The 13,258-nt window shown below is 53.0% G+C and carries 14 protein-coding genes; 6 read left to right on the top strand and 8 right to left on the bottom strand.

Annotated elements, in window-relative coordinates; genetic code table 11:
- Positions 1-12: 12 nt before the first annotated feature.
- Positions 13-786, bottom strand: a complete 774-nt coding sequence (locus tag IDM48_RS06465; protein WP_190616576.1) for an ABC transporter permease — start codon at positions 784-786, stop codon at positions 13-15.
- Positions 783-1,799 carry an ABC transporter ATP-binding protein gene (locus IDM48_RS06460; protein ID WP_190618683.1) on the bottom strand — a complete coding sequence of 339 codons (1,017 nt, stop codon included), beginning with the start codon at positions 1,797-1,799 and terminating at the stop codon, positions 783-785. The genes IDM48_RS06465 and IDM48_RS06460 overlap by 4 nt, the downstream gene beginning before the upstream one ends.
- A gap of 196 nt (positions 1,800-1,995) precedes the next feature.
- Here IDM48_RS06460 and IDM48_RS06455 point away from each other — a divergent pair, with 196 nt between their 5' ends.
- From IDM48_RS06455 to IDM48_RS06435, 5 genes are read left to right on the top strand one after another with little or no spacing between them, the layout of a single operon-like run.
- A complete protein-coding gene (locus IDM48_RS06455; RefSeq protein WP_145174566.1) occupies positions 1,996-2,742 on the top strand; it encodes a helix-turn-helix transcriptional regulator in 747 nt (248 codons plus the stop codon).
- A 51-nt stretch (positions 2,743-2,793) separates the two neighbouring features.
- Entirely contained in the window at positions 2,794-4,251 is a 1,458-nt protein-coding gene (sufB, locus tag IDM48_RS06450; RefSeq protein ID WP_190616574.1) for a Fe-S cluster assembly protein SufB, read from the top strand.
- Between the two features lie 2 nt (positions 4,252-4,253).
- A complete protein-coding gene (gene sufD / locus IDM48_RS06445; RefSeq protein WP_190616572.1) occupies positions 4,254-5,486 on the top strand; it encodes a Fe-S cluster assembly protein SufD in 1,233 nt (410 codons plus the stop codon).
- Positions 5,487-5,519: 33 nt separating this feature from the next.
- Positions 5,520-6,275 (top strand): Fe-S cluster assembly ATPase SufC, encoded by a 756-nt coding sequence (gene sufC, locus IDM48_RS06440; protein ID WP_068168423.1) that lies wholly within the window; start codon positions 5,520-5,522, stop codon positions 6,273-6,275.
- Positions 6,276-6,302: 27 nt separating this feature from the next.
- Positions 6,303-6,635 carry a metal-sulfur cluster assembly factor gene (locus IDM48_RS06435; RefSeq protein ID WP_190616570.1) on the top strand — a complete coding sequence of 111 codons (333 nt, stop codon included), beginning with the start codon at positions 6,303-6,305 and terminating at the stop codon, positions 6,633-6,635.
- A gap of 74 nt (positions 6,636-6,709) precedes the next feature.
- Here IDM48_RS06435 and ypfJ read toward each other — a convergent pair whose 3' ends face one another.
- From ypfJ to IDM48_RS06415, 4 genes are read right to left on the bottom strand one after another with little or no spacing between them, the layout of a single operon-like run.
- Positions 6,710-7,630, bottom strand: coding sequence for a KPN_02809 family neutral zinc metallopeptidase (gene ypfJ / locus IDM48_RS06430; RefSeq protein WP_190616568.1), 921 nt, complete (start codon positions 7,628-7,630; stop codon positions 6,710-6,712).
- A gap of 15 nt (positions 7,631-7,645) precedes the next feature.
- Positions 7,646-8,269 carry an energy-coupling factor transporter transmembrane component T family protein gene (locus IDM48_RS06425; protein ID WP_190616566.1) on the bottom strand — a complete coding sequence of 208 codons (624 nt, stop codon included), beginning with the start codon at positions 8,267-8,269 and terminating at the stop codon, positions 7,646-7,648.
- Positions 8,262-9,062: an energy-coupling factor ABC transporter ATP-binding protein gene (locus IDM48_RS06420; RefSeq protein WP_190616564.1), complete on the bottom strand. Its 801-nt coding sequence runs from the start codon at positions 9,060-9,062 to the stop codon at positions 8,262-8,264. Before IDM48_RS06420 ends, IDM48_RS06425 begins: the two co-directional genes overlap by 8 nt.
- 10 nt (positions 9,063-9,072) lie before the next feature.
- Complete coding sequence (locus IDM48_RS06415) at positions 9,073-9,672, bottom strand: biotin transporter BioY (RefSeq protein WP_145174582.1); 600 nt, start codon at positions 9,670-9,672, stop codon at positions 9,073-9,075.
- A 172-nt stretch (positions 9,673-9,844) separates the two neighbouring features.
- Here IDM48_RS06415 and IDM48_RS06410 point away from each other — a divergent pair, with 172 nt between their 5' ends.
- Positions 9,845-11,443, top strand: coding sequence for an ABC-F family ATP-binding cassette domain-containing protein (locus IDM48_RS06410; RefSeq protein ID WP_190616562.1), 1,599 nt, complete (start codon positions 9,845-9,847; stop codon positions 11,441-11,443).
- Here the strand turns inward: IDM48_RS06410 and IDM48_RS06405 are convergent.
- Both IDM48_RS06405 and IDM48_RS06400 read right to left on the bottom strand, forming a co-directional pair.
- The gene (locus tag IDM48_RS06405) at positions 11,427-12,158 is read right to left on the bottom strand and encodes a metal-dependent hydrolase (RefSeq protein ID WP_190616560.1); all 732 of its coding nucleotides are present in this window, start codon (positions 12,156-12,158) and stop codon (positions 11,427-11,429) included. The genes IDM48_RS06410 and IDM48_RS06405 overlap by 17 nt on opposite strands.
- Positions 12,159-12,234: 76 nt before the next feature.
- Positions 12,235-13,191: an SURF1 family cytochrome oxidase biogenesis protein gene (locus IDM48_RS06400; protein WP_238397914.1), complete on the bottom strand. Its 957-nt coding sequence runs from the start codon at positions 13,189-13,191 to the stop codon at positions 12,235-12,237.
- Positions 13,192-13,258: the final 67 nt, after the last annotated feature.

Below are 13,258 nucleotides of genomic sequence, written 5' to 3'. Positions count from 1 at the left end.
AACTAACGCTATTTACGCTGACCATTTGAAAAATTTGGCGGCAAAGGAGCCGCAAAGTATTGCCCATACCAGCATGATGAGGTGGGGCAGGAAAAGAAACTCCTGGTGCAAATATTCTCCACGAAGAGATGCTCCGAGCGCTCCCGATGGAAGGATATTGACAATCCACCCGAGAATTCCGGGGAAGTGATGGGTAGGAATGAGCGTTCCGCCTCCAATGGCTAGGATTGCCCACGCCATGTTCACAATTGCCAAGGTAGCTTCCGCACGCACGGTACCCGCAATGAGCATCCCCAGCGCGGTGAAAGCCGCTGCCCCACAGAGCAGAGTAGGAATAGAGAGCAAAATGGGGATGAGATGCGGGCGGAAGCCTAAGAGAACCGCCACCAGCAGCACAACGAGATACTGCACAACAATGACGGTGAGAACCGCCAAAATTTTACCCATCATCAAACCGGTTTTGCCCAAAGGGGTAGTGGATAGAAAACGGAGAACACCATAGCGGCGGTCAAACCCAGTTGCAATTCCCTGACCAGAGAGCGCCGTGGAAATGACACACAGCGCTAACACCCCTGGTACCGCAATATCTAGACGGGTTACACCTAACTGCTGGGCGTAAGAATCGAGAAACCCGGTATACCGTAGACCCACCAACGCAAATAAAGGGAATGCTATGTTGAGCAGAAGTTGCTCGCCATTTTTGAGCATTGCGAGCGTTTCATATTTTCCCTGCGCCAGGATGCGTTGCGGAAAGCTCGCAGCAGAGGAGACTACTTGCTGGCTCATTGAATATCACGTCCTGAGATTTCTAAAAATACGTCTTCCAGGGTGCGCTGGGAAAGTTCGAGCGAAACCGGCATAAGGTTCTGCTGCTCTAGTTCAGCGCCGAGTTGAGCAATGACACCGGGGGAGAGCTGCCCCTCCAACGCATAGTGGTGGTCGGAGAGGTGAATCAACGTGACATCAGAGCCCAAACGGTCTGTGAGGCGTTGAGTATTGAGCTTGTCCGCCAGAGTGAAAGTGAGTCTTTTATGGTTGCTGTCTTCTCCCGCCAGAAGTTCCTGGACGCTTCCATGCCGAACTACAGTACCGGCATCGACGATATACACATCATCAGCAAGCCGCTGGGCATCGTCAAGAAGGTGGGTGGTGAGAATAATGCCCACACCTTTTTCTTTTTGTTCGCGGATAATTTCGAAGACGACATTGCGGGATTGGGGATCAAGTCCGGCGGAGGGCTCGTCAAGGAAAAGTACTTCGGGTCTGCCCATCAGAGCTGCGGCGAGCGCAACACGTTGTTTTTGGCCGCCGGAGAGCCTGCGGATAGTGGTCCCGTTAAAGGAATGGATACCCAACCGCTCTGCAATTTCATCCACTTTCAGGGGATTCTGGTACATGGAAGAAATGTGCTTCAGTAAGGGGATGGGTCGCATTGCCTGAGGTAAGCCGCCGTCTTGCAACATAATTCCCACGCGAGCGCGTAATTCTGGAGAAGCTCCCCACGGGTTTTCACCGAGCAATTGAACCGTGCCTGAGGTGGGTTTTTGAAGCCCCTGGGCGCATGCAAGCGTGGTTGTTTTCCCCGCACCATTTGCCCCCAATAGCACACAGACTTCCCCGCGGTGGGCGGTAAGCGAGAGTCCATCGATAGCGCTGACGGTGCCGCGTTCGTTGATTTTCTCTGGATTTTTCTGCGCAAAATCACGCGTTGGCTTAAATTCTTTAACCAGAGAATCTATCTGAACTGCAGCGAGGGCAGAGGTGTTGCCCAGCTGAAAATGCGGGTGTGAGGAGTTCAGGTTTTGCACTACTCTAGCTTACGCTGTGGCGAATAAAGTCTCATCTCCGCCAGGTGTATTTGGTCAAACTATCAGAGCAATCCCAGGGTGTACCTTAGCTAGGGGATGAAGTAGTAGGTGAATCGAGTGTGCGCTGAGAGCAAAGAAAGGTTTGCCTTACTAGATTTGAACCTACGAATTAGGTCATACTTTATTTGTGTATTCCGTGAATCAAGACTCCGCAAAGAAGCCTACTGGTGCGCGCAATACAGAAACAGAGGAAAGAACACGCGACCGTGTTCTGACCGGAGTACTCACTCAGGGCCCTGTTTCTGCGGCCAGTCTCGGTGAAGAACTCAACCTCACCCCCGCCGCGGTGCGCCGACATCTCGATGTCCTCGAACACGACGGGCTCATTATTGTCGCACCTCTTAAACAGCACGGAGCAGGTGCCGGACGACCCGCGCGTCGTTACGTCATAGCCCCTCAGGGGCATTCACAGATTGGAAATGATTATCTGGGAATAGCAAAAGACGCTCTGCACCTGCTTGAGGAGAAGGTTGGCAAACAGGCTTTGCAGGCTTTCGTTGCAGCGCGTTCGGCAGAGATGGAAGACCGCTACCGACCTTTAGTTGAAGCGGCCGGCAACGACATCATGGCGCGGGCAAATGCACTCGCTTTGGCGATGTCGCAAGATGGTTTTGTTGCATCGGCTCAAGTAATGGACCCGCCAGCCGGGCGAAAACTACCCCATCATCTTCTAGCGAGTATTCAGCTATGCCAGGGGCACTGCCCCGTGCGTGATTTGGCTGAAGATTTTCATATTTTCTGTGACGAAGAAACCAAAATAATTGCGGATCTTCTCGGTGTCGACGTTCGACGGCTCTCCACTATGGCAGATGGTGCGCACGTGTGCACCACCCATATTCCACTGGAGCGGTTGAATGTGACCGAGCCACAGTAGAAAAGACTTTGCGGCGCATGCCGCTAAAGAACCCCACAAAGAAAGGCCAAAATGACTGAGCAAGTTGAGCGCAATGCCAACAACACCGTCATTTCAGAGATTCTGGAGGCTAACCCCGAGCTCGAGGGCATTGGTACCTACGAGTACGGTTGGGCCGACTCTGATATTGCAGGTCAGACCGCAAAACGCGGTTTGAATGAGGACGTTGTTCGTGATATCTCCTCGAAGAAGAACGAGCCCGAGTGGATGCTGAATATGCGTCTGAAGGCTCTGAAGTTCTTCGATCGAAAGCCCATGCCCACCTGGGGTACGGATCTTTCGGAAATTGATTTCGATAACATCAAGTACTTTGTGCGCTCCACCGAGGGCCAGGCAAAGACTTGGGAAGATCTTCCCGAAGATATTCGCAATACCTACGAAAAACTGGGTATACCCGAGGCTGAGCGCGAGCGCTTGGTTGCTGGCGTTGCAGCGCAGTATGAATCTGAGGTCGTGTACCACCAGATTCGTGAAGACCTTGAGCAGCAGGGTGTAATCTTCGTTGATACCGATACTGCGCTCAAAGAGCATGAAGAGATTTTCCGCGAATACTTTGGCACCGTTATTCCTACCGGTGATAACAAGTTTGCAGCGTTGAACACCGCCGTATGGTCTGGTGGCTCATTTATCTATGTACCCAAGGGCGTCCACGTTGATATTCCCTTGCAGGCTTACTTCCGTATCAATACGGAGAACATGGGTCAGTTCGAGCGCACTTTGATTATTGCTGATGAAGGTTCCTACGTTCATTACATCGAAGGTTGCACCGCACCTATTTACAAGTCCGATTCTCTGCACTCGGCAGTGGTTGAAATCGTGGTGAAGAAGAACGCCCGCGTTCGCTACACCACTATTCAGAACTGGTCGAACAACGTGTACAACCTGGTGACCAAGCGTACTCTCTGCGAAGAGGGCGGCACCATGGAATGGGTCGACGGCAATATCGGTTCTAAGGTGACCCAGAAGTACCCTGCTGTGTACATGGTAGGCGAGCACGCTAAGGGCGAGACTCTCTCCATTGCCTTCGCCGGTGAAGGCCAGCATCAGGATACCGGTTCGAAGATGGTTCATATTGCACCTCATACGTCTTCTTCGATTGTCTCCAAGTCAATTGCTCGTAACGGCGGACGCGCGGCATACCGCGGGCTCGTGCAGGTTCGAGAAGGCGCTCACCACTCGAAGTCTTCGGTGGTCTGTGACGCTCTCTTGGTAGATACCGTTTCCCGCTCGGATACCTACCCCTATGTGGATGTTCGCGAGGACGACGTCACCATGGGGCACGAGGCAACCGTCTCTCGCGTATCTGAAGAGCAGCTCTTCTACCTCATGCAGCGCGGTCTGACTGAAGAAGAAGCGATGGCAATGATTGTTCGCGGCTTCGTTGAACCTATTGCGCGTGAACTTCCGATGGAATACGCACTTGAATTGAATCGTCTGATTGAACTTCAGATGGAAGGATCTGTGGGCTAAATATGTCAAACATTGAAAATAAAAGCCATAACTCTCCTGCGATTCCAGGTATGACCGACGAAGGCGAGAAGCTAGCTACTGAGCAGGTTCAAGACGACACGATTCGTGTTGAAAAGAAGACTGTAGATACTTCCCGTGCTGGTCGTCCTACCTCTTATAAGGTGGAGGACTTTGCTGAACTGACCGGGCGTGAAGAGGACTGGCGTTTCACTCCTCTGAAGCGTTTGGGTGGTTTGCACACCGATGCGCTGACAGGTCAGGGCGTTGATATTTCAGTTTCAGCGCCCGATTCGGTCTCCGTAGAAACGGTCAATCGTGATGATTCGCGTATTGGTTCTGCGGGTATTCCCGAAGACCGTGTAGCTGCAAATGCTTGGTCAAGTTTCAGCGAAGCTACCGTGATTACGGTGGGTCAGGAAGATGAGCTGGATCAGCACATTGCGTTGCAGATTCAAGGTACTTCGATGGAACCTACCGCTCAGCATATTGTGGTGGAAACCAAGCCCTTCTCTAAGGCAGTGGTGGCTTTGCGTCATGCCGGTTCCGCCGTGGTTTCCCAGAACGTTGAATTCAAGGTGGGGGATTCATCATCTTTGACCGTGGTTTCGGTTCAGGAGTGGAACGATGACGCCATCCACGCTTCTGCCCAGTACGCCAAGTTGGGTCGCGACGCTCGTTTCAAGCACATCAACATCTCGTTGGGCGGCAATCTGGTACGAGTTACTCCTTCCACCAAGTTCAGCGCTCCCGGTGCAGAAACCGAAATGTACGGTCTTTACTTCGTGGATGCCGGTCAGCATATTGAGTCTCGTTTGTTCGTGGATCATTCTGTGCCTAACTGCAAGTCCCGCGTTACCTACAAGGGTGCTCTGCAGGGGCGCAACGCACACTCGGTATGGGTGGGTGACGTTCTGATTGGTAAGGATGCCGAAGGCACTGACACCTACGAGCTCAACCGTAACTTGATACTTGAGGATGGCCCTCGGGCTGACTCTGTACCTAACCTTGAGATTGAAACCGGTCTCATTGACGGTGCAGGTCACGCTTCGACCACCGGCCAGCTAGATGATGAACACCTCTGGTACCTGCAGGCACGCGGTATCCCCGAGGCAGAAGCACGCCGCCTGGTAGTGCGCGGATTCCTCAATGAAATCATCCAGCAGATTCACATTCCTGAGCTCGAAGAAAAGCTCATGGATGCACTTGAAGAAGAACTGGCTCTCAGCAATAACTAGCGCAGGCGCGCTCCACAAATTTTTAGGAGAAACATGTCAACTCTAGAAATCAAGGATCTTCACGTCTCCGTCATTTTGGACGACGAGAACTCCAAGCCCATCCTCAAGGGCGTAAACCTCACCATTAACTCCGGTGAAATCCACGCAATTATGGGCCCTAACGGTTCCGGTAAGTCCACTTTGGCTTCTACCATTGCCGGTCACCCCAAGTACCGCGTTGATTCCGGTGAAATCCTGCTGGATGGCGAAGACGTCACCGAGATGTCTGTGGACGAGCGTGCTCGTGCCGGCTTGTTTCTGGCAATGCAGTACCCCGTAGAAATCCCCGGCGTCACCATGTCCAACTTCCTGCGCTCCGCAAAGACCGCCATCGACGGCGAAGCACCGTCGTTGCGTACCTGGACCAAGGACGTCAAAGAAGCTATGGGTGAGCTGAAGATCGACCCCGACTTCATTGCTCGTAACGTCAACGAAGGTTTCTCCGGTGGCGAGAAGAAGCGCCACGAAATCCTTCAGCTAGAACTGCTCAAGCCTAAGTTCGGTATCCTCGATGAGACCGACTCCGGTCTTGACGTCGACGCTTTGAAGATTGTTTCCGAAGGCGTCAACCGCGCTCACCAGAACAATGACATGGGTGTTCTGCTCATTACTCACTACACCCGTATCTTGCGTTACATCAAGCCTGAATTCGTGCACGTTTTCGTAGACGGGCATATGGTCGATCAAGGCGGCCCCGAGCTGGCTGACCGCCTTGAAGAAGAGGGCTACGTTTCCTACATCGGAAAGTAAGCTTTCATCGCTACCAAAGGAGTACAGATGAGTGAAGCAACCACTGCTGCGCACCCATCGAAAGAAGAGCTCGAAGACGTTTTGAAAAACGTCATCGACCCTGAACTCGGTGTGAACATAGTAGACCTGGGTTTGCTGTACGGCATGCGTTGGAGCGACGAGGGTGCTCTTATCCTCGATATGACTCTCACCACCGCTGCCTGCCCGTTGCAGGACGTCATCGAGGAGCAGGTCAAGCAAAATCTTGAGCTACTGGTCGATGATTGGCATGTGAACTGGGTGTGGATGCCCCCGTGGGGTCCTGAGCGTATTACCGACGATGGACGGGACATGATGCGCGCCCTCGGATTCAACATCTAGGGTCATCAGAAGATACTGGAAGTCCCTCTCCCACTGCGGTGGGAGAGGGACTTTTCTATAAGTTATCTGTTATTTTATGCTGCTGGATTATTGAGGTCGCGAGACTCAAAAGTATTGCACTTATTGATATCACCGCTATTGTAGCCAGACATAAACCACGCAGTACGCTGGGCACTGGTGCCGTGTGTGTAGGTTGAAGAATCCGTAGTGCCGCGAGAGGTCATCTGAATATGATCATCGCCAATGACTTCGGTGGCATTGACAATGCGATCGACTTCGTCCTGAGTAAAGGGTTTAACCTGTACGTCACTGGTGGTGTCATCGGAGGCATGACGAGCCCACAGGCCTGCGTAGCAATCTGCCTGCAATTCCACCCGCACCGCACCGGAGTTCTTACCTTGAGGGTCTCGCTGTGAATATTCCAAATCGCCTAGCTGATTCTGGATGTGGTGACCGAATTCGTGAGCCAGAACGTACTGCTCAGCCGACTGGCCGCCTTCAGCGCCCAGTTGCGTCTTCATGTCATTGAAGAAAGTGGTGTCCACGTAAGCAACCTGATCTACAGGGCAGTAGAAAGGCCCAACAGCACTGGTTGCTTTGCCACAGCCCGTATCGATTTGTTGGGAAAACAGGTTCAAACCCGGTTGAACATAATCAACATTCTTGTTTTCGGGCAAATAAGTAGACCAGAAATTATCCAAGCTGTAAGCCGTTGCCACCATATTGCAATCAGAATTGCTATTAGCATCGGCACCTGTTTGACAATCCTGCTTAAATTGCTCATCTGCCTCAGTGCCTTGAACATTGTCGTAAGAGAAACCGTTCGCCGCCCCAGTAACGCTGTTCAGGACGTTAACGCCATCTTGACCGAAGAAGACACCTACAACAAGCAGAAGGAGCGCGCCGCCGATGCCGCCTCCGACTGCAACACCGCGACCCCCACCTGAGCGGGTGACCCGGCTGGTATCCAGCCGTGAATTTTCTTTGAAAGCCATGGCAAAAGCATACAACTAAACCTGCTTATTTTTGGGCGAATCAAGCCCTCTGGCTACTATTGCATCACCTGTTTCGTGAGCATAAGCAACAGTCGTCATGACTAGAGGGGTGAAAAGATGCGCCGCAGACAGTTTAATTCCCCGCGCCTTCACAGCTGTTTGTAGAATTACCCAGCGATCCATAATCACAGGGATAGATCTCAGCATCAACGCTATGGCTAAACCCACGAGTTCAGGCGATACCCCCAGCCCGCGCAAGGGCTTGCACCCGCGCACAAAACCATCGATCAGCGAAGTCATCGGGGTAGTGAACAGCAGTACCTTGGTCGCAAAAATCAGGGTGAGTAAGGTGAGTAGTACATCTGCACCCAGCGCCAGTTTGTCAAAAAAAAGGTAGTAGAGACTCATCGCCAGTAACAACCATTTCACGCTCCATAGCGCAGCCCCGAGCTCATGCAAGCTCAACCGAGCCATCAGCGCCAATACCAGCACCAACATCAACGCGAGCGCAGGCACCCACCACGTGTGCGTCATGGCGCAGGCCAAGGTAATTCCAAAAATAACTAGCCACTTACTCCACAGAGGCGCCCGGTGAATCGGTGAGGATTTTGGAGAGTATGCCCCCATAAGATTATTCATGCCCACCTCGCCGCTCGTCCTCTGCGGGAAAACCTTGAGCACAATAATCCCGATAAATATCTATGATGTCGGGTGCCGGCCCCTGGTCAATCAGCTTCCCCTCATGAATAATAATCGCCTCATCACACCGAGCAGCTAACTCTAAATCATGGGTAGAAATCACCATCTGCTGGGGAAGCTGTTCAAGAAGCTCCATCAGGCGCAAGGCATTGCGTAAATCAAGTAAGGTCGTAGGTTCATCCAATAACAACACCGTCGGCTCCACCGCAAGAACAGCAGTCAGAGCAACGAGTTGGCGCTCTCCGCCAGAGAGCTGATAGATACTGTGGTGCGCTCGATGCTCTAATCCCCTCTGGGTGAGCAATTCAAGAGCGCGTTGCCTGCGGCGGGCCGAATTTAGGTTGAGGCGCTGGAGGGAAAGCTCAACATCCTCGGTGGGGGTGGGCATAATCAGTTGTGCCTGGGGGTCAGAGAACAGCAGTCCGGCGGTTCGACGCACATCAGGCGTGTGCTCTTGGACGTTGACCCCGTGAACATTCACCGTGCCAGCTGAGCAATGAGTAAGTCCGTTGAAGAGTTTCAGGAAGGTTGATTTTCCGCTGCCATTGAGACCCAGTACAGCGGTTTTGGGTTGCCGAAGACTCACTGTGATTTCGTGCAGAATCGTAGATGTGCCTTCGGGGGTTTCTCCAGTAACGCTGACGTTCTGAAGTTCTAGGCCCGCAGCCGGCGAAAAGACTACGGGCCTAGAGGTGGTGTTGGTGCTTAAGGTGCGGCGATTAAAAAAAGGCATACCGATGAGTTTAGCGGCGGGAAAGCGTGGGGAATGCTCGGTGTACGGGCAAGGCAACGGCGATGGCTACGGCGCATTTGATGAGATCCCCAGGAACGTAAAGAAGTGCTGCGGTGAACGCAGCGGGCCAGGAAATACCTGCGTTGATGACCATGCCAGCGATACCTGCCGCCGTCATCAGCACGAAGCCTGCTAGTACGGCTCCGGTTAAACGGAGTATAGGGGATTTGCCGGGTCTTGTGCTCAGCGTGCTGTATGCGAGAGCTCCTGTAAGTGCGGCGGCGGGAGCAAAGGCGAGGAGATACCCTGCTGAAGGTCCTGCCAAGGCTGCAATACCGCCGGATCCACCGGCAAATACCGGTAGCCCAAGTAGGCCAACGATCACATAAAGCAGTACAGCTAGAAACCCTCGTTTGCCGCCTAGAACCAGCGCAGTGAGGTAGATACCTAAGGTCTGAAAGGTGATGGGAACACCGGCGGGGCCAACGGGGAAGGCTGGAAGGAGCGCGCAGACGGCAATGAAAGCTGCGAAGACGGCAATCAGCGCGACGTCGCGACCGGTGTTATGCGGTGCGGTGGCTGTAGACGAGGTATGAGTTGAATGCGACATAAGTTTGAATATAACCGATTTTTGAACACTGTTCAAAAAAGTTAGACAGGGGTGAGGTGTGGAATCCTCTATGAGTTTAGACATGAATTGTTCTGTTGGGATACCGGGGCGTACTTTGGGGCATTAGACTGGGATTTTGCGCCCCTAGCATTTTGAAACCGAAAGGCATTCCTTGATTACTGTAACCAATCTTGAACTTCGCGCCGGAGCACGTTTGCTCATGGATGAGGTCAATTTCCGCATTGACAAGGGAGACAAGATTGGGTTGGTCGGTCGCAATGGTGCGGGTAAGACCACTATGACCAAGGTACTTGCAGGGCAAACTCTTCCTGCTGATGGACAAGTCACCAGAAACGGTAAGGTGGGCTACCTTCCCCAGGATCCTAAGGTGGACGATATGTCCCAGCTGGCGAAGGACCGCATTTTTTCGGCGCGGGGTCTTGATGGTGTGGCGCGGAAGATGCGTGAGACGCAGGAGCAGATGGCCAGTGAAGATAGCGCTGTTCAGGCTAAAGCTATGCGCCGTTATGACCGCTTGGAAGCTGAATTTATTGCCGGCGGTGGGTATGCGGCGGAGTCAGAGGCTGCAACGATTACCCACAACCTTGCTCTGCCTGAGCGTCTGTTAGAGCAGCCGCTTTCTACGCTCTCTGGTGGTCAGCGCCGTCGTGTGGAGTTGGCTCGTATTCTGTTTTCCGATGCCGATACCATGCTCTTGGATGAGCCCACCAACCACTTGGATCATGATTCGGTGGTGTGGTTGCGCGAATTCTTGAAGAACTTCCAGGGTGGTCTGCTGGTCATCAGCCACGACGTTGAGCTGATGGAGCTGGTAGTCAATAAAGTGCTCTATCTAGACGCTAACCGGTGCGTCATCGATGTCTATAACATGAGCTGGAAGAACTATCTGATGCAGCGTGAGCAGGACGACGCCCGCCGTAAACGCGAGCGCGCTAATGCTGAGAAGAAGGCTGGCGCTTTGATGGCGCAGGCGGAGAAGATGCGTGCGAAGGCTACGAAGGCGGTAGCGGCACAGCAGATGATTAAGCGTGCTGAGCGGTTAATGCGCGGGCTTGAAGCTGAACAGGTCAAGGATAAGGTGGCGGCTATTCGTTTCCCCGAGCCTGCTCCGTGCGGTAAGACGCCGCTTTCTGCTGAGGGTCTGTCTAAGTCGTATGGCTCACTGGAGATTTTCACCAATGTTGACCTGGTGATTGACCGTGGTTCGCGCGTGGTGATTTTGGGTCTGAACGGTGCGGGTAAGACGACTCTTTTGCGGATGCTTGCCGGGGTGACTCAGCCCGATACCGGCGAGGTTATTTTCGGTCATGGTGCTAAAGTGGGTTATTTCGCTCAGGAACACGAGATTCTCGACGGTGAGCGGTCGGTGCTTGAAAATATGCGCACCGCAGCACCAGATTTGGATGCCACTCGGGTGCGGACTATTTTGGGTTCGTTCCTGTTCTCCGGAGATGATGTGGAGAAGCCTGCGGCTGTACTCTCTGGCGGCGAGAAGACCCGGTTGTCGCTGGCTACGCTGGTGGCTTCGCAGGCGAACGTCTTGCTTCTGGATGAGCCGACCAACAACTTGGATCCTGCCTCCCGTGAAGAAATTCTCAATGCTCTGCAGCAGTATGAGGGTGCCATCGTGATGGTGTCCCACGATGAAGGCGCGGTGGAGGCGCTTGATCCTGAACGCGTCCTCATGCTTCCTGATGCCATTGAAGATTTGTGGACCAAGGAATATCAGGACCTTATTTCGCTGGCGTAAGCAGGTGCTCCCAGCTGGCGGCGGGATAGTCGACTATCCCGCCCAAGGCTAGGGCGAACCAGAGAATGTAGAGCGAGAGCGCGCTAGTGAGAACCATTTCGCGCTTGGAGCCGGCATCACCAAGGAGCGGCAGGGCAAAGTAGCCTGATTTTTTCCAGAACCTACTCGAAGTGGGTGCCTTCAAGGTCAATGGCCAGGCGGGATTGACGCCGCGCGTCGTGAGAAAATCGCCGATGACGTGTACGGTAGCGCCGACGCCGATGGCTAGGGGAGTCATAGCCAACGAATCAGTGTGCCAGGCTAGAAAGCCTAGCCCAATAGCTCCGAGCCAGCCTCCGGGCGCACCAAAGGTGCGCAGAGCTAGCCCGCCCATGTAAGCGGTAATGAGCAAAGAAGCCCAGGGGATGCCCTGGTAAGTGAGGCGCTCAGCCAAAATAGCAACTGCCCAGAAAAAGATGAGCCCCACTAGGGAATGGGTTCCTTTGCGATGCCCACCGCTGAGAGAACTTACCACCGCTGAGACAATTGAGGACACTGGCGGTATGGAATGTGCAATAGTGCCGTTTTTGTGGTCGATATCTGGAAGCATGCCCGCCCCAGCGCACGTCAACGCAGTGACCAGCAAAATCTGGGGTGATTGAACGGGGATGATATCGGTTTCAACAAGTGCCAACCAGGCTGCGGCAGCGCTCACCGAATGGGAATAACCCATCATGTAAATCTAGGCTCCTTGGGGAACTGGGGTAAAGCCCAAATTTAACATATATCGAATATATATTCGAATCAGGTTCCTAGGGCATGCGATCTACAATCGCGTCTTCCTCTTCCTCATCGGAAGGACGAGCGCGCTTCTTTGAATAACGAGGACGCACAATCGATTTCATATGCGAGGGCATATCGTCGACCATCTCCATCTTGCGCTGCACAACCGCCTCGTCCTCCTCACCAATATAGTTACCCTCTTCATCGTAGAAACGAGCGTAATACGCCTCTAGCTCAGCAACGACCTGCGCATCCAACTCATCGTTGCGCACCTTCTGCCGCGCTAGCCAGAAATAGGCAAAGTAGCACATCAACGCAAAAACAGCCCACTGCACCGAGTACGAAAGATTGGGGCCGGTATCCAGTTCAGGCTCAACTGCCTTTGCCGGCGCTACCGCAGGAGCAGGATCTTCCTCAGCCAAAAGACCGTAAGCACCGGTGCCTATATCAACTCCGGTTTCATCCTTGATTTCAGGAAGATTCAATGAGGCAACCTGCCCCTCGGGAGCACCCTTACCATTGGATCCCTCACCCGGGTGAATACGCGCTTCAACCTTCACCTCACCGGCAGGTGGCGCAGGAATATCAACACCCGGCTGAGAAGCATCAAGTTCATCGGCGGGAATCCAACCACGATCAATCAAAACCACTGCCCCATTATTGGATTCAAAAGGGACAACGACGTCGTAACCGTTGAGACCCTCATAGGGGCGATTACGCACCAACAACTGATGATCCCTTAGATAATGCCCTTCCATCGCCACCGGCGTCCATTGAGTATCCGGATCAAAATCAGAGAACAAATCAGGACGCTGATCCAGCGAAAGAGGCGCAGCATGATAATTCGTAGTAATCAACGAATTCTTATGATCGAGCGCCTCTTTACGGTCCCACTGCCACGTACCTAAATAAAGGCACAGCAAGGACGCCAAAACGCAAATGATAAAACCGGCAATCCACTTGGCGGTCAAAAGAAATCGGTACACTCACACGCCTCGAAACTGGATCAAAATCAACTAGCTCACACTCTAGCCATTGTACAAATTAGTTATC

Origin of the sequence: Rothia amarae (assembly GCF_014705945.2) — a bacterium.
Lineage (GTDB): Bacteria > Actinomycetota > Actinomycetes > Actinomycetales > Micrococcaceae > Rothia > Rothia amarae.
The sequence above is the reverse complement of the archived record's forward strand: the minus strand, read 5'-3'. Positions and strand labels throughout refer to the sequence as shown.